This window comes from Gardnerella vaginalis (assembly GCF_040427915.1).
GTDB lineage: Bacteria > Actinomycetota > Actinomycetes > Actinomycetales > Bifidobacteriaceae > Bifidobacterium > Bifidobacterium vaginale_C.
In genome coordinates this window covers 684,534-706,913 of record NZ_JBETXJ010000002.1, presented here as the reverse complement: position 1 = coordinate 706,913, position 22,380 = coordinate 684,534, and the positions used below count along the sequence as shown (strand labels likewise).

Annotated in this window: 18 protein-coding genes and 4 tRNA genes; 3 read left to right on the top strand and 19 right to left on the bottom strand. The window is 40.8% G+C overall.

The genetic code is table 11. The annotated features are described in order from the left end of the window. Positions 1-29 precede the first annotated feature (29 nt). The 6 genes from ABVC65_RS02920 to ABVC65_RS02895 all read right to left on the bottom strand — a co-directional run bounded on the left by ABVC65_RS02920 (position 30) and on the right by ABVC65_RS02895 (position 7,092). Positions 30-698 (bottom strand): AbrB family transcriptional regulator, encoded by a 669-nt coding sequence (locus ABVC65_RS02920; RefSeq protein ID WP_353582564.1) that lies wholly within the window; start codon positions 696-698, stop codon positions 30-32. Positions 699-792: 94 nt separating this feature from the next. Then, positions 793-1,434 carry a YigZ family protein gene (locus ABVC65_RS02915; RefSeq protein WP_353582563.1) on the bottom strand — a complete coding sequence of 214 codons (642 nt, stop codon included), beginning with the start codon at positions 1,432-1,434 and terminating at the stop codon, positions 793-795. A 79-nt stretch (positions 1,435-1,513) separates the two neighbouring features. After that, positions 1,514-1,807, bottom strand: a complete 294-nt coding sequence (locus ABVC65_RS02910; RefSeq protein ID WP_004114342.1) for a metal-sensitive transcriptional regulator — start codon at positions 1,805-1,807, stop codon at positions 1,514-1,516. A gap of 155 nt (positions 1,808-1,962) precedes the next feature. Next, entirely contained in the window at positions 1,963-5,625 is a 3,663-nt protein-coding gene (locus tag ABVC65_RS02905; RefSeq protein WP_353582562.1) for a hypothetical protein, read from the bottom strand. A 322-nt stretch (positions 5,626-5,947) separates the two neighbouring features. Then, positions 5,948-6,034, bottom strand: a tRNA-Ser gene (locus ABVC65_RS02900). Positions 6,035-6,153: 119 nt separating this feature from the next. Beyond that, positions 6,154-7,092, bottom strand: a complete 939-nt coding sequence (locus tag ABVC65_RS02895) for an EamA family transporter (RefSeq protein ID WP_353582561.1) — start codon at positions 7,090-7,092, stop codon at positions 6,154-6,156. Between the two features lie 112 nt (positions 7,093-7,204). On the opposite strand from ABVC65_RS02895, the gene dinB reads away from it, so the two are divergent. After that, positions 7,205-8,539 (top strand): DNA polymerase IV, encoded by a 1,335-nt coding sequence (dinB, locus tag ABVC65_RS02890; RefSeq protein WP_353582560.1) that lies wholly within the window; start codon positions 7,205-7,207, stop codon positions 8,537-8,539. On the opposite strand, the gene fdxA is transcribed toward dinB, so the two are convergent. From fdxA to ABVC65_RS02840, 10 genes are all read right to left on the bottom strand, one after another. Further along, positions 8,536-8,856, bottom strand: a complete 321-nt coding sequence (gene fdxA, locus ABVC65_RS02885) for a ferredoxin (protein WP_004114327.1) — start codon at positions 8,854-8,856, stop codon at positions 8,536-8,538. The two genes, dinB and fdxA, sit on opposite strands and share 4 nt — an antisense overlap. A 181-nt stretch (positions 8,857-9,037) precedes the next feature. Beyond that, complete coding sequence (locus tag ABVC65_RS02880) at positions 9,038-10,648, bottom strand: APC family permease (protein WP_353582914.1); 1,611 nt, start codon at positions 10,646-10,648, stop codon at positions 9,038-9,040. A 213-nt stretch (positions 10,649-10,861) separates the two neighbouring features. Next, positions 10,862-12,145 carry an FAD-binding protein gene (locus ABVC65_RS02875; RefSeq protein ID WP_353582559.1) on the bottom strand — a complete coding sequence of 428 codons (1,284 nt, stop codon included), beginning with the start codon at positions 12,143-12,145 and terminating at the stop codon, positions 10,862-10,864. A gap of 87 nt (positions 12,146-12,232) precedes the next feature. Continuing rightward, a complete protein-coding gene (gene rpmG / locus ABVC65_RS02870; protein ID WP_004114322.1) occupies positions 12,233-12,403 on the bottom strand; it encodes a 50S ribosomal protein L33 in 171 nt (56 codons plus the stop codon). 50 nt (positions 12,404-12,453) lie between these two features. After that, positions 12,454-12,527 (bottom strand) — tRNA-Met (locus ABVC65_RS02865). A gap of 4 nt (positions 12,528-12,531) precedes the next feature. Beyond that, positions 12,532-12,603, bottom strand: a tRNA-Thr gene (locus ABVC65_RS02860). 1 nt (position 12,604) lies between these two features. Continuing rightward, positions 12,605-12,686: transfer RNA gene (locus ABVC65_RS02855), tRNA-Tyr, on the bottom strand. Between the two features lie 128 nt (positions 12,687-12,814). Next, entirely contained in the window at positions 12,815-13,909 is a 1,095-nt protein-coding gene (locus tag ABVC65_RS02850; protein ID WP_353582558.1) for a histidinol-phosphate transaminase, read from the bottom strand. Between the two features lie 148 nt (positions 13,910-14,057). After that, a complete protein-coding gene (gene groES / locus ABVC65_RS02845; RefSeq protein WP_004114319.1) occupies positions 14,058-14,351 on the bottom strand; it encodes a co-chaperone GroES in 294 nt (97 codons plus the stop codon). A gap of 192 nt (positions 14,352-14,543) precedes the next feature. Further along, a complete protein-coding gene (locus tag ABVC65_RS02840) occupies positions 14,544-15,578 on the bottom strand; it encodes a hypothetical protein (RefSeq protein WP_353582913.1) in 1,035 nt (344 codons plus the stop codon). Positions 15,579-15,818: 240 nt separating this feature from the next. Between ABVC65_RS02840 and ABVC65_RS02835 the strand changes: the two genes are divergently transcribed. Together ABVC65_RS02835 and ABVC65_RS02830 are read left to right on the top strand one after the other, a co-directional pair. Next, positions 15,819-15,995 (top strand): FmdB family zinc ribbon protein, encoded by a 177-nt coding sequence (locus tag ABVC65_RS02835; protein ID WP_004114314.1) that lies wholly within the window; start codon positions 15,819-15,821, stop codon positions 15,993-15,995. Positions 15,996-16,166: 171 nt separating this feature from the next. Further along, positions 16,167-16,838, top strand: coding sequence for a hypothetical protein (locus ABVC65_RS02830; RefSeq protein WP_004122827.1), 672 nt, complete (start codon positions 16,167-16,169; stop codon positions 16,836-16,838). 7 nt (positions 16,839-16,845) lie between these two features. On the opposite strand, the gene ABVC65_RS02825 is transcribed toward ABVC65_RS02830, so the two are convergent. From ABVC65_RS02825 to ABVC65_RS02815, 3 genes are read right to left on the bottom strand one after another with little or no spacing between them, the layout of a single operon-like run. After that, entirely contained in the window at positions 16,846-17,049 is a 204-nt protein-coding gene (locus tag ABVC65_RS02825) for a hypothetical protein (protein ID WP_004114310.1), read from the bottom strand. 20 nt (positions 17,050-17,069) lie between these two features. Further along, the gene (locus ABVC65_RS02820; RefSeq protein WP_353582557.1) at positions 17,070-20,891 is read right to left on the bottom strand and encodes a helicase; all 3,822 of its coding nucleotides are present in this window, start codon (positions 20,889-20,891) and stop codon (positions 17,070-17,072) included. Between the two features lie 18 nt (positions 20,892-20,909). Continuing rightward, positions 20,910-22,352 (bottom strand): FHA domain-containing protein, encoded by a 1,443-nt coding sequence (locus ABVC65_RS02815; RefSeq protein WP_353582556.1) that lies wholly within the window; start codon positions 22,350-22,352, stop codon positions 20,910-20,912. Positions 22,353-22,380 lie beyond the last annotated feature (28 nt).

Below are 22,380 nucleotides of genomic sequence, written 5' to 3'. Positions count from 1 at the left end.
TATATAAATTTTTTTATTTATTTAAAACTTTATTTATTTAAAACTTCTAATGCAGCAGAGGAAACATCTGGGTCTTTGTCTTTTGACAAAGCCATCAATGTTGGCTGCGACACACCAGGATTAAGCGCCACTGCTCTTCTTACCATTGCGGAAAGTACTGGCGAATCCTTACTTTCTTCACCTACACCAAGTGAGGCTAAGTAATCTAATGTTTTTGACCCAACGCCTTCGGTTTGAGCACCCTCGAGACGCATTTTCCATGATGTCTGCGGATTGCACAACGCAGCATCTCTAACTTCTCCGCAAGAATCTTTAGTAAGTCTTCCTACTAGCCAATTTTTAGCATTACGATTTTTAGCAACAGCTAAACGAACATTATCAGATTTATCTTGTGAAAGTTTAACCAAAATATTAGGGAATGGCATCACTGTTGCGAGATGAATACGATCTTCTTCTGGAGTATTTATGTTCCCAGCTACAGCTTCTAGTAATGCCGTAGCCCTAGAAAATTCTGCTTGATCCGCTCTATCTGGGAGTTCTTTTACAGCAAATTCGTGAAGCTCTTTAGAGTTACTGGAGTGGCGTAAACGCTCATAAATAGATGTCAAAGGCTCATAAATTTCATGAGAATCGTCATGAGAATTACTACGCGAATCATCATTGTGCTCAAGATTATTTTGATCTTGTATATCACTCATAATCTACTCACCAACCTTTTAGCTACCAATGTCCAATATAATGTATCAGTTTTACGACACAAATTCTAAAACAGACAAGGTGAGAAAAACTTTATCAGGAAATCCTACTGTAAACACCACATGATTTAGGAATTACTATAGCTGAAAATGTATTTTTTACTGATTCTAAAAATCTGTCTGACTCTTCAAAAGGAACACAAACCTTTAAATCTACAGAAATTCCGTATTCTTCATCCATAATTTCTGCGTTATGTTTTAACAATAAGCTTTTAAACATTCTTAGCTGAGTATATTCGACTTTGCAAGAAAAACAATTACATTCTATGATATCTGACATTTTGCTCGATTGTATAGCACCAGCTGCTGCACGTGAATAAGCTCGCATCAATCCACCAGAGCCAAGCAAAATACCACCAAAATAGCGCGTAACTGTTACAACTGTATCTGTAAGATTGGAAGCTCTTACAACATCTAGAATAGGTTTCCCAGCAGTACCTGAAGGCTCTCCGTCATCACTCATGTGCTCGCACAGTCTGCCATTATTGTCTCCGCACACAGCAGCATAAGCCACGTGCCTCGCCTTAGGATGTTTTAGCCTAATAGACTCTACAAAATCTATTGCTTCTTCAAGAGTTGTTATATGGCAAACATCTGAAATAAATTCAGACTTCTTTTCCACGAAAGCAAAGTGCGCAGGCTCTTCAGATAAATCAGTTACGGTTCGCATACTCTTCATATTTAATATTCAAGTCGTTTTTAATTCAAACAGTTTTAAACGCTACAAATAAATCATACGAAACCGTTAGAATCACGAATCACGATTTATCGTATCTCATCAAATGATCTACGACATCAACAAGTTCAGCAACTTTCTTGTCGGTAACTTTTTGATCTGAAGCATTTTGAGCAGCCTCTAAAGCTTTTGAGATTTCCTGATGAGCAACTATAAGAGCAACAGCTCTAAGAGCCGCCGTAGAAGCAGAAAGCTGCATAAGAATATTTGTGTAATCTTCTCCCTTTTCGATCATATTCTCAACAGCATGAACCTGTCCACATACCCTATGCAGACGAACCAACATTTTTTCTTTATCTATGTTGTAGTCGCTCATATAAAACCTCGTAATATAAACAGCACTTCTTACATATTGTCTATATCAAAATTGTGCGTTGTATAGTATGCATGCATAAACTACACCACGTCAATAAACCATATCTTTATGCATATTATACAACGCAACAATTTTTATTTGTATTTAATATTTTGTTAATATACAACGCGATATATATTTTTGCCCAAAACTATAGCACCAGCAATAAGTAATACTGCCATAGAAAGCATCAAAACACTCTCAATTTTTATACCAGCATTAAATAAAGATGTGGCACTTACAGCACCTGCACGGGCATGTCTGTGCTTATTCCTTTTTGTATTTGTAGACCCTGATTGGCTTTCTGCAAACGACTCAGATCCTAAACCAGATGCTCCTTCTTCATATTTATTATCATTCTGTTCATCAGTATTTAAGCTAGAAACTGCTGCAGAAGCTGCTTTCTTTGTTGTGCGAGCATCTTTTTTATCATTATTCGTATTGACTTTATGCCCAGTTACGCTACTACCAGAATCTTTCTTAGATGACTTATCTGCTTTATCACTGTGAACATTTTTGCTACTCAAATTCTCATTACCTGTGTTTTCTGTGTTATCAGCATTCACATCTGATTTACCAGCGTTTCTTGCTTTATCTGCTTTACCAGAATTCTCTGCTTTACCAGCATTCACAGCATTATCTGATTTACCTGATTTACCTGCGTCTGTTTTATCTATTACGCCAGCATTATTTTCTTTATTACTTTTATCTACTTTATTACTTTCATTATTCTTTTGCGAAGAACCGTTTACATTTGTATTATCACTATTAGCATCAGAATGAGAATCAGAACCACTCTGAGAATTATCTACATTAATATTGTTATCTTGTTTACCTTCAGTATCACCAGTTTGCTGATGTTGTTTTTGCGAACCAGCGTTTTGGTCACCTTGATTCTGCGCAGTCTGGGTACTATTGCCTTGACTTTGTGTATTTTGATTAGTATTTGGCTGCGTATTTTGTTTATTATTTTGTTGCTCACCTTGATCATGAGAGTCTTGCTTGTTGACGATATTGTCTACAACAGCGCCTCCAGCAGACGTTTTTGGATCTATCTCATTCTTAGTGACTTCACCAGATTCTTCCCCACTATTATCATTGTTGTCTACTTTATTATCATTTTTATTATCATTGTTATTCGTAGATACGTTATCACCTTTATTAACACCATTCTGAGTATTCTGACCAGAGTTGCCACCCTGCGAATCCACACTAGGCTTATTCCCACCATCTGGCTTATTACCATCTGGCTTAACGTCACCTTTTGGTTTTACGTCACCACTCGGCTTTACGTCACCATTTGGTTTTACATCACCATTTGGTTTTACATCTCCGCTTGGCTTATCACCACCATCTGGCTTATCTCCACTTGGTTTCGCATCACCACTTGGCTTACTTTCACCGCTCGGCTTTAAATCACCGCTCGGCTTATCACCATTTGGCTTAACGTCACCGCTCGGCTTCGCATCACCACTTGGCTTAACATCTCCACCATCTGGCTTATTCCCACCACTCGGCTTAACGTCACCATCTGGCTTTACATCACCACTTGGCTTACTTTCACCACTTGGCTTGGAATCACTATTCGGCTTATTTCCACCATTTGGCTTATTTCCACCGCTCGGCTTAACATCTCCACTTGGCTTGGAATCACCATTTGGCTTATCACCATTTGGCTTAACGTCACCATTTGGTTTTACATCTCCGCCACTCGGCTTTACGTCTCCGCTCGGCTTATTACCACCATCTGGCTTATCACCATTTGGTTTTACATCTCCGCCACTCGGCTTATTCCCGCCACTCGGCTTAACATCTCCACTTGGCTTGGAATCACCAGTATTACCTGCAGAATTATTATTTACTGTTTTATGCTCTTCTTTTTCTTGAGTAAATCTGCTTCTACTGTCTTCATCGTTATATGCCGTTTTAAACGCTTCTGCTCTAGAAGATCCAGGGAAATCATATACAAATACATATAATCCAGATTTTCCAGTATTACCAGCATTTACGTTCACAATGCTGGCTAATTTTTCTACTTTCTCTTCCGCTGAGGAATTTTCTCTGTATTTCAACATAATTTTTCCGTCAGCAAGTGTATATGTACCATTTCGCAATGGAACTTCCCACTCTCCAACCTTACTGTGATTGGAATCTTCATTAGGTTCTGCATCTAATTTTTCATCTAAATTAGCATTCCACCAAAGTCGAACTTTCATCTTTGCATCGCTGCTAAAACCGTAGTCTTTACTGCCATTAAACTTTCCGTAGTCTTTTGGCACACCACTAACAACTATTGTGTCTGATACATTATTTGAATCTTTATTCTTAGTATCTTTTATATGCTTTATGCTTATTTTTGCTTTATGTGCCGATGTAGATTTAGTTTTACCAAATCCTTCGATGAAATCAGTAGCTACAAAACCTTTAACATCATCTTCTTGTTCATCTTTAGAAATAGTCCAAACCCATGTTCCAAATAGTCCAGCGTCCTCATTAGTAACCTTATATTGTGCAGAATTTTTGAGGTTTTCTGGATTCATGTCACCATTTGTTATATGAGCTATTGCTTTAACTTCTTCACCTAATTTGTTAAAGTAAACATCACTTGCAGCTACTTGTCTAATAGTAGAATCAGCGCGCAAATTCTTTATATAATTTGATACATTGTCACCTGCTGCTCGTTCTTTTAGAATGCTGTCATATGAACCGACAAAGTAATACCCACGTGCGCGAATCTTCTTATTTTCTATCCACGGATTTTTATCTTCATGCTTAACACCGATTTTAACCTTATCTTCAACCGAATCACCTAGTTTTAGCTCATTAACGTCTGATTTTGAAGTAACAGTTGGGTAGAATTCTCTATGAACATCAACCGACACTGAACCATCAAAATCATATTTCACAGTAGATTGCGATAATCTAAGCAAATAACAACCATGTTCTGTATTTTGTTTCTCTAAGTTCGGGAGATAATACTCGCCTTTAATATTAACTTTTCCTTCTCCATTTGCGATCCATTTAAAATCATCTGCATAGTCTTCGCTTGTAGATATAACACCATTTCGTTCTTTTGTTTTTTCTTTATTGCCATAATAAGAATTATCTTGGAATACAACATTATTATTCGATGCTGTTATTTTGAATTTAACACCATCTTTTCTGTCATATCTTGTTCTAGTAATACCTTCTGCTTTTACCTTTATTTCACCAACATCACTTCCATACCAACTTTCATCTTTGAATAAAACCTTTGTAGGAATTTTGCCAGCAGCTTCTTCCCAAAGTTCATTAGCTTTAGCAGCTATTTCACTAAAATCCTTAGTACTGAACGAACGCCTTTTAGCATCCTCCCATTTAGATTTATCAGAATCAAAATGCTCATGCATAGCATAGGCAATTGCTACTTTATCTCTATACTGGTTTTCACGATTGCTGAGCTTTATCATCATTGCAGCGATCGCAACTTCACGATTATTTATTACAGGATTCCAAGAAGTATCCGCATAAAGACTATTCCCAGCATAAGTATCAACGCAATACGTGTCCCTATCGTCTACTGCAGATAATCTCTGATAATTACTCACAACTCCACAACCAGTAATTGTGTTTGAATACGTAGGAATCGTATCGAATGCATATGCTCCGCTAATTACACCGTTACCAACCACAATGGAAATTGAAGCAGCTAGTGCTGTAAATAATGAGAAAAGTCTTACGCGCTTACTTCTCATACTTCTCAGCAGGATTGGCGGTTTTTTATCACTATGTTTTCCCATAAAAAACTCCTTAACATTGTTTTCAATTAATGTAACCAACATTTTGCTAGTCACGATGAGCTACAAGAACACTCATGGGTCTAACTATGGTTTAAGGAATTTCATATGTAAATAAAAATCTATCAATGTGGTTAAAGCCTATTTTAAAGGCAACTTATCCACAGAGTTATCCACAATAATTGCGGTTGCTTGCGACTATTCAATGGGAAACCAAGGGTTATAGCCCAAAATATTTCAAGGGAAAAATTGTAATTACGGGAATCTACACAAAACGCAAAAAGCTCTAAATCATTGAAAAATCAACGATTTAGAGCTAAAACCGCGGAGTCAGAGAGATTCGAACTCTCGAGCCGCTTACACGACTAACACCTTAGCAGGGTGCCCCTATCGGCCACTCAGGCATGACTCCACTTTGTAGCTATTCAAGATAGCAACAGATTCAGACTATATCACCTCTTGAGGACGTGCACAATGCTTCAGCGACACACCAAACACGCAAAAGTGGATTGAATAGCCAAACAACAATATTTATGCAGGATTATGGTCTCCCGAAAATGTAATCGCAACAGCCAACATAACTAGAGCCATTCCACAAACATCAATCCAAGTTGGCACTTCTCCAAATCCCATTCCAACAACTGCCGCAATAGCAGGATATAAAGCCTGCATAACAGAATATCTTGCCGAAGACACGCGCTTTAAAAGAACCTGATCCAACAGCGTAGGAATAAAAGATGCGCATATCGCAATAACAACCATCAAAGCTAAAAGCTTTATAGAACCGCCAGACTGTGCAGCCCAAGTAGCTCCTGGCTTAGGGTATATAACATGAGAAATCGCAGGAACCGCAAGTACGCTAGACTGCAACAACCATCCAATTAAAATAGCTACACTAACTCTGTCTATAGCATTAGAACCTCTAGCCAACATTCGCCCAGAGACAATATACATTCCCCACATGGATCCGCCAATAAGAATTGCAACTAATCCAACAAGAAAATGCGGACTTTCATTAGAACCCATAGAAGCGCTTGCAAGAAGCACGATTCCACACGCGGCAATAACTATACCAATGCGCTCACGCCACGTTTTACCTGTTATAACAGCAACCATAAGCGGTCCTACAAACTCGATAGTAACCGCGACCCCCACAGCCATGCAACTAATAGCTAAATAAAACATGGTATTCATAAGAACAACGGAAATTCCTACTGCAACAACAATTAACCATTCTTTTAACGTTTTAGGCAAAGAATTGCGCGCGCGTTTTTTGTGCGAAAAAGGTCTTCTCCAAGCAAGCAAAAACAAAGTCATAAATCCAACGCGATACCACACAGAATACAACGGATCGAGCTGACTAAACGCGACTTTCGCTATTGATGTTGCTAAATAAACCATCGCCGCTTCTACAACAACAATAAGCAAAACAGGCATGCGATTTAGCGCGTTCACTATGATTTGTTTCATACAGCATACCCTACACGGCAGTAGTTATATTTGCATATTTTGACTATATTTTTCGTAAAATTTATTACGACACACTATAGATAAAATCGAACGTTTGTTCTACTATAAATCCATGAGCACAGCACCGCGAGTTACAGCAGCTAAACGCGACTGGGGGCATGACACGTCTGGCTGCACAATACTTCATATCGATATGGATGCGTTTTACGCATCACTCGAGGCGGCGCGTAATCCTAGGTTACTTGGTAAACCTGTGATTATTGGTACAGGTTCGCGCTCCGTAGTTTCGGCAGCCAGCTACGAGGCACGTAAGTATGGCGTGAATTCAGCTATGCCTACAGCGCGAGCACGAAGCTTGTGCCCTAATGGCATTTTCTTGCCGGTAGACATGCCATACTACGTTTCCATTTCATCTAGGATTTTTAAGGAGGTTTTTTCAAAAATCACAGATAGGGTTGAACGAGTCTCTGTAGACGAATGTTATATGGATGTTAACTCCGCACTTTTACGCTGGCATTCGCCTATTGTTATAGGCGAATGGATACGAAGCGAAGTCGCGCGTAAGTTTCATATCACCTGCTCAGTGGGAATAGCATCCAATAAATTAATAGCAAAAATGGCATCAACAAATGCAAAGCCAAATGGAATGCTGGTTGTCCCCCAGAACCGCAACGCTGACTTTGTGTCAATAATGCCATTACGAGCAATACCAGGAATTGGACCAGCTCTGGCAAAAAAGCTAGCAGCATGGGGAATAAATAGTATAGAAACACTAAGAAATATAGATGAAAAGACTCTGGAACGAATTGCCGGCTCTAAGATTGTTGCACAAATGCTTTATAACACTTCGCGCGGAATCGATAATCGGCAAGTCATGCCCCATGTTCCAGAAAAATCCATCGGTACAGAACAAACTCTCAATTCTGACACCACGGATATTGCAGCAGTGAAAAACCTGATCAGGCACTGCTGCAATGACGTGGCGCAAGAACTACGCAAACGCAATATGGCAACCAAAACTGTCACGTTAAAGCTACGATTCAGTGATTTGCACTATGTTACTAGATCTAAAACGTTAAGAAACGCAACGGATTCTTCCCATGAATTATATAAGCACGTTGACGCATTGTTAATGGATGCAGACCCTATAGTACACAATCATAAATTAGGCGGAAATAATATTTGCTTATTAAGCCCAGTTAGACTGGCAGGAGTAAGCGCTAGCAATCTTGTAAAATGCAGCAAAACGTTCATTCAACCAACCATTAATGACATTCTTGAAGAAAGCAAAAGAGAAACCGCAATAAACAACGATACATACAAAAATTCAACACCAATTAGAGAAAACGCAGTAAAAAATACTTATGCACGAATAAGTCACGCAGAACATGTTTTAGATGCTGTAAGAGAAAAATATGGAAACAATGCGGCGCAACTAGGTATTTAAGCATCTCTTTTAGGAAGAGCAGCTACACGATCTTCATCCCAGCCAGATGGACCAGCTTCTTGCGCTCCGCCCAAATCGCCAAGTTTGTTGAAATACTCTACAGCGGCGTCTTTATACCATTCCCATTCTTCTGGAACATCATCCTCGTAGAAAATGGCTTCTACAGGACAAGCTGGTTCACAAGCACCACAATCAACGCATTCGTTAGGGTTTATGTAAAGCGTGCGATCGCCTTCGTAAATGCAATCAACAGGGCACTCGTCAACACAAGCTTTATCCTTAACGTCAACACAAGGTTCTGCAATAACATAAGGCATAACAAACGCCCCCTTTCTGCATTAATTTTGCACTAATGAAACAATTTAACTTTTCTATTATAGTGCAAACACGTCGCGCAAAACTAATTGAGTCGACACGCGTAAAACCGCATGCCGACTCAACGTGATTAGAATCAATAAATCTAAAAATAAGATAATATCTTAATTCAAGATTTTATAATCAATTATTACCTGTCTCTTGAGCAGCTTCTGCACGAGCCTGATCTTCAGATTCTCCCTGAGCCATCTTTTCAGCTGCAACAGCATCTTGAGCAAACAATGACTCTACAGGAACACCAAGCTTCTTAGCCTTGCGTAACTGCCTTCCAAGCAAAGAGTTGCGGTAGGAATAGCCGAAGTACACTGCAAAGCCAATCGCAAGCCAAATCGCAAAACGAATCCATGTAAGCACGGAAAGGTTTAGCATAAGCCAGAACGTAGAAAGCGCAGCAAAAATAGGCAAAACTGGATTCCATGGAACCATAAAGGATCGGTGCAAATCTGGCCTACGCATACGCATAATCGGAACACCTGCAGAAACAAGCAAGAACGCAGAAAGCGTACCGATATTCACCATATCAGAAAGAATTCCAATATCTAATGTAGAAGCGATTATAGCAACTACAACGCCAGAAACAATCTGAATACGTGCAGGAATACCGCGCTTGCTCACCTTAGAGAAGCTACGAGGAAGAAGACCATCGCGGCTTACAGCAAACACGATACGCGTAAGACCAAGAAGAAGAACCATAACAACAGTTGTTAAGCCGATTACAATGCCAAGAGAAATAATCTTTGCTGCCCAAGTTGCGCCTACAAGCTCAAAGCTTGTAGAAAGCGAAGGAGCCTCTTGCTTAGCCAAATCCTTGTATGAAACCATGCCAGTTGTAACAACAGCCACAAGAATGTACAGAACAGTCACAATCAAAAGACCGAGACCAATACCCCTAGGGATGTTCTTGTGTGGATCCTTAGTTTCTTCTGCAGTAGTTGCAACAACATCAAAACCAATAAAAGCAAAGAACACAAGAGCTGCGCCAGAAAGAATACCCGTAACGCCATAAACAGCTGGCTGCATACCAGTAATCCACTGCCAAAGCGGCTGGCTCATGGTGCCAGAAACGTGAATACCCTTAACGCTAGCAACGTCTGTTGCAGGTGGAACGAATGGAGTGAAGTTAGAAGCCTTAATGTAGAAGAATCCAACAACAACAACGAACAGAACAATACCAATCTTCAAGATTGTTAAAGCACCATCAAAACGAGCAGAAAGCTTTGTTCCAACAACAAGCATAATCGTAAAGAACGCAACAATAACTACTGGAGCAAGATCAAAAGTAAAATTACCAAGCTTTACCGAAGTAGATACGTTAAGACCAAACAAGTGCATTAAATCGTTAAGATAAACTCCCCAATATTTAGCTATAACGGATCCTGCCATAAGCATTTCCAGAATCATATCCCAGCCAATAATCCAAGCAATAAGCTCGCCTACTGTGGTATATGTAAATGTGTATGCAGAACCTGCAACAGGAATCATCGAAGCAAACTCCGCGTAGCACATTGCAGCCGTTCCGCAAACAATACCAGCGATGATAAAGCTAATAATAACTGCAGGACCTGCGTGGAACGCTGCAGCCTGAGCACCAACGGAGAAGATGCCAGCACCAACTGCCACAGCTACGCCCATAACGGCAAGATCCCATGCATTTAACGTACGCTTAAGATGGCGATCACCATCCATTGTTTCTGCAATAGTCTGTTCAACAGACTTTTTTCTCCATATTTGCATAATCCAACCTTCTCTAAAACTACGTCTAAAACATTCCATATAAGGGTATATATGTTATTAATCGCAAAAAATACAGTTCAACACACATTAAGTGCAATCAAACAATAATTTTTACGATATTAAAAGAGCATAGTACTGTGTTCAGCGGAAAATCACAACACAAATCGCGATTTATTATGTTAAATTATGCTAAATTTGTGTTAACAACTTACATTAACAATCTAAGTTAATGCCGATTAGAACAGGCTCTGGAACAAGTTTTACGCCAAAAGAATCATAAACACCATCTATGATTTTGCGCGCTAAATCAACAATATCTTTGCATTTTGCGTTATTACGATTGGTCAATGCCAAAGTGTGCAAAGAAGACAACCCAGCCTCACTTTTTATACCATTGTTTTGCGTAAGCCTAAATCCTTTATGGAATCCAGAATGATCTATCAGCCATGCTGCAGAAGTCTTGATGCCCTTAGATCCATCTGGCAAAGTGGCATCAAATCGCGGAGCGTCTTCTGGGAGCAACTCTGCCTGAGATTCTGTCAAAATCGGATTCATAAAGAAACTTCCACAACTATGACGATCGGCATACTTAGAATCGCCTTCTAACAAATCTCCACAAACATAGTCTTCATTTTGAAGACTAATCGCAGACTCAACGCCGCTTTCATTTTTTGCGTAGCACATCCACTTGTTTGCGTAGCGCATAGCATCTTCAAGCATGCCCTTAGATGCTCTAACACGCAAAACTTCGCGACGAATCTTAGCTGTTTCCATTCGATCCCCAACTTGCACTCCAAGCGCATGAGCAAGCTGCGAATGAGCAACAACACCAGTTTTTGAATGCTTTAAGCAAAAAGTAACAGATAAAACAACGTATCTAGGCGTTGGGAAAAAGCAATCAGCAGGAACACCAGGCGCCCTATACATGCTTTGCTTAAGAACAGACGTACGGTAACCAAATTTAAGGTCTTTTAGACCCATATAAAAAGTGGTTTTGTCTTTACGATCCCAAACCTCTACGGATTCAACACTTTTCGCTACTTCTGACCCATATGCGCCAATGTTTTGCACCACAGATGCCCCAACAGTTCCAGGAATACCAGAAAGTGCTTCTACGCCTTCCAATCCAAGCTGAATCGTGTGCGATACAAAATCATCCCAATTGCATCCTGCTTCTGCACTAACGTGAACTAAACAATCTCCACTATCCTTATCAACACCATCTTCGCTAGGAGCAGCCTCATCTAAAACACAAATTTCACGCCGAGCATCACGGACAACAACTCCATTAAACGACTCATCACTAACGAGCATGTTAGATCCGCCACCAATAACACACAATGGCAATCCCGCACAATCGGCATCTTCTACAGCTTCAATAACAGCCACCCTGCTATTAGGTTCTACAAAACGAGCAATAGTACCCCCAACTCCGATTGTTGTAAGGTCTGCGAAAGTTGGATTATCAGATCCAGATAAGGATGATTGCATACTCATATGCCTAATCCTAACAGCACTAAATAACAAAAAACCCCGCAAAACGCGGGGTAATAAAGCTACAAAACTTCGCCGAAGCTCACTCGCTTAGCGAGTCTCGCGATGGAGAGTATGCTTGCCGCAACGTGGGCAGAACTTGCTCAACTCGAGACGATCAGGCGTATTACGACGATTCTTCGTCGTGATGTAATTACGCTCCTTGCACTCCGTGCATGCAAGCGTAATGCCTGGACGGATGTCTGCGCTCTTACTTGCCATTTCGTTCACCTCTAGAATATTGTGTGTTGACCAACTCCTGCTGGCCATTGTAGCGAGGAAGAGACTCGAACTCTTGACCTTACGATTATGAGTCGTACGCTCTAGCCAGCTGAGCTACCCCGCCAGAGAGCCTCGAGTGAGAATCGGACTCACGACCTCTTCCTTACCAAGGAAGTGCTCTACCACTGAGCTATCGAGGCGTGGCGGGTAGTGGATTTGAACCACTGAAGCACGAAGCAACTGATTTACAGTCAGTCCCATTTGGCCGCTCTGGTAACCCGCCAATGTTTCCGAGCGGAGAGGAATATCTCCAAACGGCAACTTTGTTATTTTGCCACGAACGCGAGACTAATGCAAGATTAAGACACGCCGAAAGGCAAAAATCACATCTAAATGCGGTCAAAAATATGATTATTTAAGCGAAAAACCATCTTTCTTTAAAAACTCGCATATTTTAAGAACACGGTCATTTGCTTCGGTTTCTGCGATTGTGATGCGAATACCTTCACCAGCAAACGCTCGCACAGAAAGACCTGCCTCAACAAAACGCTGATTAGCTCGCTCTGTGCCTTCACCAAACGGCATCCAGAAGAAGTTTGCATACGGCTCAGCAATATTCCAACCTTGCTCACGCAAGCCGCTTACAACGCGCGCACGCTCCTTAACAAGCGCATCTACGCGATTGTGCATCTCTACAAGCGCTTGAGGTTCCAAAGACGCAAGAGCTGCCACTTGTGCGATTTGGCTTACTCCAAACGGAACAGCCACTTTTCGCATTCCTTCTACAACATCTGCTGCAGCAACAGCATATCCAATACGCAACCCAGCCAATCCGTAGGCTTTAGAGAAAGTTTGAGCAACAACAACATTCGGATATTCACGGTAAAGCTGCATGCCATCCGCCGTACCCTTTGCGTTGTTAAATTGCACATACGCTTCGTCAATAAGCACCAAAACGTCGCTTGGTACAGCATCCAAAACCTTTCTAGCATCCTCATCAGAAAGTTGCGCGGATGTAGGATTGTTTGGATTGTTCAAAATAACAAGACGCGTGTGCTCATTAATTGCATCAATCATTGCATCCACATCGTGCGATCCATCTGCACGATTAGGAATTTGCACACTTGTAGCGCCAGCGCCCGTAACAATAATTGGATATGCCTCGAAGCTTCTCCATGGGTATATAACTTCGTCTCCAGGACCTGCAACTAAGTCTACGAGTTGCGTAATAACCTCCGTGGAGCCACAGCCAAGCACAACTTCATCTGGTGTAACGCTAAACTTTTTAGCTAACTCCTCTACGACTTCTGTTCCACGCATATTTGGGTAACGATTAATAACCCCAAGCGCACGGCTAGAAATGGCGTTTTTCACACTTTCTAACGGCTCAAATGGGTTCTCGTTGCTAGAAATCTTATATGCGCGAATACCGTCTAATGCGGGCGCTGGTTTGCCTTGCTTGTAATTTGGCAAAGTATCTAGAATACTGCGATGTTTATAATCCATGATTTTATAATAGTCGTGTCTTAAACAAATTAAACAAAAAACGCTGAAAACAGCGGCGAACCGTTATTTTCAGCGTTAAATAGATTCAAATATTGTTTGATTAATTACAAATGATTAATAAAGAAATTAACCAAACAATTAATCAAAATCAGCCAAGGATTGCGAGAACGTCACGAGACGAAACAATCAAATAATCTTCGCCTTCGTAGTGAACTTCTGTGCCACCATACTTGGAATATAGAACCTTGTCTCCAACTTTAACGTCCATAGGAATGCGCTCACCCTTGTCGTCGCGACGACCTGGTCCAACAGCCAATACTTCGCCCTGTTGTGGCTTTTCCTTAGCGTTATCTGGAATATACAAGCCAGAAGCAGTTTGAGTTTCTGCCTGAGCTTGCTTAACAATAATCTTATCTTCCAACGGTGTGAGCTTAATCGACACTGTCGCCACCTCTTTCTTAAGAGAAATGTAACTATTCGCACAAATAATATTGACGAGGCTGACGATCACGTCAAAACTATCGCGCACTGTGACTTATAATAGCGCGTTTTTAGCACTCTACCAACTAGAGTGCTAAAATTTTGGAAAATTTTTTAAAAATATATGTATTTTAATCTGCTTTTAAGCTTATTTTCATGCGGCGCGACGAGCTAAAACATCTCGCAAATCAGCTTTTCCTAATGAATCTTCAGTACTAACTGGTGGCTCCACATTATTATCGGAAGATTCTTTAGTAGAAAGCGGTTCTTTAGCTGAAATTGCTTTAGCAACCTGCTTAGTGGACTTTATTTCTAAGCTTAACGGACCATTATTCTTGTCATTTGAAGAAGATTCTGTAGAATCAGACCCAAACGAGAAAGATATTAAATCTTGATGAGATTTAGAAGAATCAGACGAATCAGACACATCAGGCAAAGACGATGACTGATTACCAGCAGCAATATAATCATTAGCATTCTGCGAATTGACGCGTTCTAAAGCCATACTAATTTCACGCTGCTGCATAACAGAAGTTTCTGTATTGTCTTGAGTATTCGACGAATATTGTGTAACAGAGCCTGATGAATAATTTTGATACTCTTCTTCATGAGTTACAACAGAATTGACAATCGCGTCAAAAACTGGTTCCACAATAGATTCACCAGATTCACCATAGCTTTTTTGACCATAATTTTGCGGCACGCCAGCAGATTTGTTATAGGCAGCAACTTGCGCTTCCCAATCTCGCGCATGCTTTGCCGCAATAGAACCAAAGTAAAGAACTGTTGAAACCATAGCGAATGGTATAAGAGCGAACCAAGCAGAATATAATCCAGACAAACCAGCTACAAGAACCACAAGGGTCAAGAAAACAAGTGAAAAAACCAAAATACGGCGACGACGAACCGCAGCGCGACGAAGAGCACGAATACGAGCCACATGTTGTGGAGTAAAATTATCTCTTAACACCTTTGACTTATTGCTCTTATTTTTAGTGTTCTTATTTTTATTCGATCGCTTCTCTGACGGTTGCATTCCAACCCCTTTCGCCATCGCACCACTACACTCATGGAACAGCGAAGCACTACGCTCATCCACAATATGCAGCGAAGGTGAATACCTATCTTCGCTGTGTTCCAACATTGACTTCATGCTGTTAACAGTGCGCTTAGGCAACCAACCAAACATTAAGGCTATGATGATGATTAATACAATTAACGCACTCACCGATTCATAACCCATACGTATAAATATAAAGTGCGTTACGGATGTGAAGAGCCAAAATCAATTCGGCGTGTCGCAATTATAGGAATTATTACATTAAATTTTTACAAATTACTGCGTCTTTTTGCGTATATTTTAAGTCATCTTTCATGCGGTGCGGGCATGAGCTAGGATATGTGATGGAAATAAAGATCGGAGGAACCGTTGCCTACTTATCATTACCGTTGCAAGCAATGTGGATATGATTTTTCGGAATATCAATCGTTTGAGGATGACCCAATTACAGTGTGTCCAAAATGCGGAAAACCAGAGCTTCGTAAGGTGTTTTCTGCACCACCAATCAATTTTAAAGGTAGTGGATTTTATCGCACTGATAAATAATTTTTCAAGCAGATACAAACAATTTGTGGAAATGTGCATAAGCAATTTCGCTTATTAACCAATTTGTGGAAAAGTGTATAAAAATCATCTGATTTACAATAGAAAATAACCTTTAACCACATTGACAAAAATATCTTGTAGAAGCATCACCTTTTATTAGATGATGCTTCTATGAGCATGATATCAATATTAAAAAACACATCTAGCACGCATGATGCGCACGAAAATCAAGTGCCAGCCATGCTTTTAAAACGCAGGCAGAAAGCACTTTTGTTAAATGCGCTTACCGTATTTTTTATTAGCGTTGCAACACTTATTGCAATAAATATGATTACTAGCTGTCAAGAAACGCAAATCATACCTGTAGCAATTAGAGATATATCTAAAGGCACTCTTATTAAACAAGACGATTTATCTTATGTTAACGTGCCAAAAAACGGTGTTTTTAATCATGTTATTAATAAAGATTTGATCAAAAATGCTATTATCGCAACCTGCAATATCAAATATGGCATGCCTATTTTTACTAGTCAGATTACACAACAAGCAAAAATTCCACCAGGATTTACAACGATTTCAATAAAACTGGCAAGCAACAACCAAGATTTAAACATTGGCGAAAATATTTCAATAGCATTTAGCAAAGTTTCAAGAGGAGATAATAACGAGAATGACATTATTCAAGAAAACAAAAACATTTCATTTATCCGCGACGTAATAGTAGTCAAAACAGGTAATTCATCTCAAAACGCGTTACTAGCCATGTCTGCAGAGTCTGCGTTACAGATAATAAATACACAATCTATTATTCCAAACCTTGCGGTTATTGCAATACGAGGATAAAACAGCCTTATCTACCACGTTCACTAAAAACTGCCCAATGAGGTGGAAGCTCTCCAAGAATACGATTATCGTCATCTTTAGAGCGCTGGTCTAAAGTCTGAAAATCCGAAGGCTCCAGCTTAACGCCATCAGCATCAAAAAGCTCAGAGCCTTTACGAACTACTCGATTATGCGTTCTAGAACATCTACGATTGGGATTATAGTCACTCACCTATAGTCACCTACCACAGCTCACTGATCTTCACCGTAAAGCTCGCCTATTCTAGAAACAACTCGCTCAACCTCTTTTTCAGGATTTACGAATGCTCCAACGCTCCAAACATTCATAACAGACCAGCCAAGATACTCTAGATCTTGAGCAAACATGCGATGACGTTCACGCGTTGATTCTATATTCATGAATCTCATATCATCCGTTAAAACGGCAAGAGCAAAAGGCTTATCTGGCAAACCAACAACAAGAGGAATACTGTGTTCCTTATCAAATCCGTAATTCACCGCTACGCACAATCCGCGAGCGCGAATACGATCCGCCAAATCAGTAAACAAAACATTATTAAAACTGTCTACTGAAGAATCAAAAGCCTCCACACTTGTACCTGCAGATTCTGACTTATCTTCTGACTTATCTTGATCATATTCAGGTTTTGGTTCGTCAAAATCAGTTGGATTTACTGGACTATCATCCAGCTGCTCAGCCCAAATAAGCAATTCTTTAAGTAGCTTAGGACCATCCTGATGCAAACGTTCATCTTCCATATCACTAGATTTAAACGCGCAAACAATATCTAAATTCCTACGAGCTAACGCTAGCGAATCAAGCAGTATGCCCTTACCGCCTTCTTCTTCCAAAACACCAAATTGTTGCAAAAGCCTACCGTGCGAAGTTTTTGCATAGCATAATGAAAGAATAACATCAGTAGCGGTAGCACCAACAGACTCACTAGCATCTACAAGACGAACATGACGAAGGAATCTATTCATATTTTCATCTTTAATAGCAAGAGCCTTAAGCTCCGCTCCTAAACGATTCCTAAACACACTTGTAAGAGTTACAACTGCAAGAACATAGCTGGAAGAAACTACAGTGAAAGTCGTAGCACGCTGTTTTATCAAGGAAACAACCTCGTCAATTTCCCTCTGGCTGCTCTCAATCAAACCAGTAGACATAACAGGAACACCAGAAGCCTCAACTTGGTGAAGCTTAACTTTACCTTGCATTCTATCTACAGGAACATCGTGACGAAGCGAACCATACCCATGATTTTCAAGGAAATTGGCAAGACGAAGCGAACGCCTAGTAGCACGAGATTTAACATGTACAGAAGGCAAAACACTAATTAAATCGTTAACGCTCTGTGAACTTACCGTATTCTTATGAGCAATAACTACAACTTGGCGAGCACGAGCGAGAATGCTAAGAAGCTCAATATTGCTCAAATGCTCAACAGAATCAAGGATCACAATGTCTACAATCGGCTTAAATTCAGTCATCATAGTCAAAGTAGAAGGCATAGCAACCATAATTGGCTTAGCAGCAAGAAGAAGATCTGCATGAGAATTCATCAATTTGGTAAAAGTCACGCCAGAACTATTACTTGCCAGAGTTGTGTGAAGCTGATTAGCTTCCTGAGACCTAGAGAAAAGTAGTTCACACAAACGTTTTAGAGTCTCTTGTTGAACCATAGGTCCCACAGAGCGCACGTGCTCAGTATCTACCTGAACAAAACGGTCAGAAGCATCTTGCATAGCCGAACCATCTTGGTTAGAAATAATCGCGGAAGAATTAACGATATCTTCAAAAACCGTAGTCCACCAAGCCAAGTGAAGCTCACCATCTAACGCAGAACCAGTAACATTACGCCTACGCAAATCGCAAACAAGGTCTTCTAAACCAACACCGCGTAAATCGCGCTCAATCACACACCTACCAGGTAAAGTATCTAAGGAAGCACGATCGTCATGTAAAGCCTGTAAACGCTCATCAAGTTTAGTAAACTCAACATTTTCAAGATCAGCACCCAAACGCGTGGTGGAAAGAACAGCATCAAGAGCTACAAGATTACGATCCAAAAGCTCCTGAGTACTAACAATCTCATCTAACTTAGGCGGTAACACAGGCCACCCTCCATGAGGAACAAAAGTACGCCACTGAGCAGCTTGCTGAGCAACAATCTTCAAAGCCTCATGAAGATCATCTACTTTAGCTCCTACACGCAAAAGACTACGCGCTTCTTTAATATGACGTCTACGCTCCCAGAAGCCCATTACTGTACCTTCACGCTTGCGAACAGCTTTAGGCTTACTTGCTTCAATCATCGCGCTAAGATCACGTTCAAAAATATCTGCTTGGAAAACATCTAAAACTCGGCGAAGATTCTTTAACACCGTAACCTGTCTACCCCATTCGCGTGCGGTAGCAGGAACAGGGAAACCGCAGTTTTGAACAGTTGATTTAACATGTTCGCGTGCTGCAGGAAGGAGCTTTAGTAGAACATCTACAACGCGCTGATATACAGCAACAGCCTCATTCTCATTGAACAAAGACGCGCCAAACCACGGGGTATCTTCAGGCTTTATCGTAAATTCTCCAAGCTCATCTGCTTGATGTAATTTTTGCGCCCATTCATCTAAATGACCAGAAAGCGATCTTGCAGCAGCAACATCTAGTCTTACATGAGTACAAGGATGAGTAGGCAACATTGCAATAGCAGCAAGATTTTGCATTGTCTGATACGCTGATACACCCCAACGCTCATCTACTCCGTGCAAGTCTCCCAAATAACGATTTAAACGAGTTTTAACACCAACTAACTCGTCACAAACCTGCTCAAAACGGCTAGAAGCAACGCTTTGACGCGCCCCAACTGCAGCTATGAGCTGAGAATCCACATGTTTCGCAAGGTGAGAATCCGAAACGTCTAGCGCAAGCGAAGAAATCTCATTCGCACTAAGAGCATGACGGAATCGACGCTGTTGTTCCATAACATTTGGAACATATAAAATGGACTTTCCAGCAAGAACACAGCGTGAAGAAATTGCAGCCGCGATAGAAGCAGAATCAGATCCAGCATCCACGTCTAAAGCCAGAGAAACGCCATTAGCAGCTAAACCAGATGCATAACGTACAACATTATCTACATCACCGACTTCATATTCACCATGAGGGTCTACATCTAGTGGAGAATACTCTTGCCTATCATTTGCCGCCAACTCTTGAAGCGCACGCTCATCGCCAGCAACCGCATCAATCATAGTGTTTCCAACATTCCCAACTTTAAGCGCCTGCAAAATCTGAGCGGTTTCAGCCAAAAATCTGGATCCCGAATCAGTAAAACATCCAAGAACAATATCTCGTTCAATATCAAAATCTGGGAACACGCTGCGAGCAGATGCACAAATTGCATCAAAAACAGCTGACGTTTCTGGTGTTCCGCTTTCATAGTTTGCGCCGTCAAAAAGCGCATCTTCACTAAGATTCACGCCTCTCTCTTGCAATCTAAGAACAAGAGCATGGTTTAAGCGCACATTGCCAGAAAAGTAGATTGTTGCGTATGTTTCATCCTTGCCAGAGTCTCGAATAACTCGCACTGGGTATGTTAAAACTGGCACATGATTACCGCTCCACGATGCCACTCCAACAACAAGCGAAAGCTCCGAAACACCATTTTCGTGCGCTTTATTGTCTCTATCTTCAAAAACCCTGTCTAGTCTGCGCCCTGCTGCGCGCAACATTCCAGAATCGCGGAATAACGCCTGAAGAGTTACTTTTCCACTCGCAAAAAGTTGCGCTATCCCAGATGGGTGAGCATGCGTTAATTCTAATTGTGCGGAAAGTTTCGTTATGTCTTCAAGCGGCGAAGGCGCAAGCTGTGACTTGTATTGTTCACGCCAAGAGTTTATTCGCCTTAACTTTTCATCTCGCGAAGCTGTAGCCTGCGCACTTTCATGCTTTATTTGCGCATTCTGCCCGTAAGCTTCTTGATAATTTTGTTCACTCGCATTATGCGCTTGATTTACTTGGCTTATAAAATCATTCTGTTCGCCGCTCATACTACTAAACTCCCCTGTTTATAAACCTACTGCGTTGCGGTAAGCGTTATACCCGCTATTTTGCGCTAAAGCTTCATCTACGTCTGCATTGCCTTGAGCTGAAAGCCAAGCGTATAAATCGTCATAAAGACTTGTATTCATGGCTAAAAATGGAAGTAATTCTTGATATTTTGCTATCTCAAACTGCTTAGAGAAATCAGTGGTTTTCTGAGCTTCTTCCGAAGTGAATCCACCTGCTTGTACAATTTCTTTATGCGCATTGAATTCTCCATTTGACACTTTTTCGAACACAGACCCTGGTTCAAAAGCTGGAGTGTATTGCGAATCTTCTTGAATATTGACTGAATTGGATTGAATGAATTGTTCATGATTTAGTTGAATTTGAGGTTCATCTTGCAATGAATCGTCGGTTGCTTGCGACTCATCTTCTGCCCCATCTTGTAATTCATTCTCATCTTGATAATTGATTTGAATTTCTGCTATCTCTTTTTGTTCAGTATTCTGATCTTGCGTTGTGTGATCCTCGTTTTCAACATCTACATTTTGCGAGTCCTGAATTTTAGAATCGTCTTGAACATCGTGAGAATCAAAAGAATCATTTGCAACAACACTGTTGTCAGAAATAGCAGCATTACCTGCAACAGCACTGTTATCCACAATATTATCTGGATTCACAGTTTCATCGCTATTAGTTTTGTCACTATTAACTTGTGCTGCATTAACTTGTGCTGCATCATCAAAAAGATTACGAGGTTCTGCATCAGACTCAAAATCTTCACGCACAACAGGAAGAACAACCTGACTAGCAATCACTGGATCACTTTGTTTTACAGGATTTACTGAAATATCAGTCTTACTTGCACTATAAACATCATCAGCTTTACCAGCAGCATTTAATTTGGACTGATTATCCCACACTAAATTAGGGTGCGAAACAGACTGTGCACGGAAAACACCTGTTGGCTCCCCAGCACGAATATCAAGAATATCATCGACCGACAAATCCGAAGCATCTGGCTCTTTAATTGAGCCGTCAGCCGCATAAGAGAACAAGTCGCGCACAGGCTCCGCACTATTTTCAACCAAAGGAGCTGGCTCTTCTATACGCACAAAGTCAATTGGCACGTCTCCAAATTGCATGCGAACAATGCTGTCTGGCATATGAAAATCAACATCTGGATCTAATCGCAGCAAATCGCCGCTTTCGTTTACAAGATAAGTTCCGTTTGTAGAATGCAAATCTCGAATAGTAGCCACGCCACTTGTGTCTACTATAAAAAGCGCATGTCTTTTAGACATTGAGCGCTTATTATCTACAATGTCTACACGCATGAAACCGTCTTCGCGCAAAGGTCGTATAGGCTTTCTGCCGATCTCTACAGACTGACCCGCTCCAACGCGCGCCTGCTCGACACCACCTACTGTAATCATCCAACGCTGTAAGGTTTGTCGACTTCCCACGGAACCTGCTCCCTTCAAAAAACACACT

What these genes read in the sequence shown, in the direction of transcription:
- ABVC65_RS02920 (WP_353582564.1), bottom strand. Translation starts at nt 698, where the DNA reads ATGAGTGATATACAAGATCAAAATAATCTTGAGCACAATGATGATTCG.
- ABVC65_RS02915 (WP_353582563.1), bottom strand. Translation starts at nt 1,434, where the DNA reads ATGAAGAGTATGCGAACCGTAACTGATTTATCTGAAGAGCCTGCGCAC.
- ABVC65_RS02910 (WP_004114342.1), bottom strand. Translation starts at nt 1,807, where the DNA reads ATGAGCGACTACAACATAGATAAAGAAAAAATGTTGGTTCGTCTGCAT.
- ABVC65_RS02905 (WP_353582562.1), bottom strand. Translation starts at nt 5,625, where the DNA reads ATGGGAAAACATAGTGATAAAAAACCGCCAATCCTGCTGAGAAGTATG.
- ABVC65_RS02895 (WP_353582561.1), bottom strand. Translation starts at nt 7,092, where the DNA reads ATGAAACAAATCATAGTGAACGCGCTAAATCGCATGCCTGTTTTGCTT.
- dinB (WP_353582560.1), top strand. Translation starts at nt 7,205, where the DNA reads ATGAGCACAGCACCGCGAGTTACAGCAGCTAAACGCGACTGGGGGCAT.
- fdxA (WP_004114327.1), bottom strand. Translation starts at nt 8,856, where the DNA reads ATGCCTTATGTTATTGCAGAACCTTGTGTTGACGTTAAGGATAAAGCT.
- ABVC65_RS02880 (WP_353582914.1), bottom strand. Translation starts at nt 10,648, where the DNA reads ATGCAAATATGGAGAAAAAAGTCTGTTGAACAGACTATTGCAGAAACA.
- ABVC65_RS02875 (WP_353582559.1), bottom strand. Translation starts at nt 12,145, where the DNA reads ATGAGTATGCAATCATCCTTATCTGGATCTGATAATCCAACTTTCGCA.
- rpmG (WP_004114322.1), bottom strand. Translation starts at nt 12,403, where the DNA reads ATGGCAAGTAAGAGCGCAGACATCCGTCCAGGCATTACGCTTGCATGC.
- ABVC65_RS02850 (WP_353582558.1), bottom strand. Translation starts at nt 13,909, where the DNA reads ATGGATTATAAACATCGCAGTATTCTAGATACTTTGCCAAATTACAAG.
- ABVC65_RS02840 (WP_353582913.1), bottom strand. Translation starts at nt 15,578, where the DNA reads ATGTTTGGTTGGTTGCCTAAGCGCACTGTTAACAGCATGAAGTCAATG.
- ABVC65_RS02830 (WP_004122827.1), top strand. Translation starts at nt 16,167, where the DNA reads ATGAGCATGATATCAATATTAAAAAACACATCTAGCACGCATGATGCG.
- ABVC65_RS02820 (WP_353582557.1), bottom strand. Translation starts at nt 20,891, where the DNA reads ATGAGCGGCGAACAGAATGATTTTATAAGCCAAGTAAATCAAGCGCAT.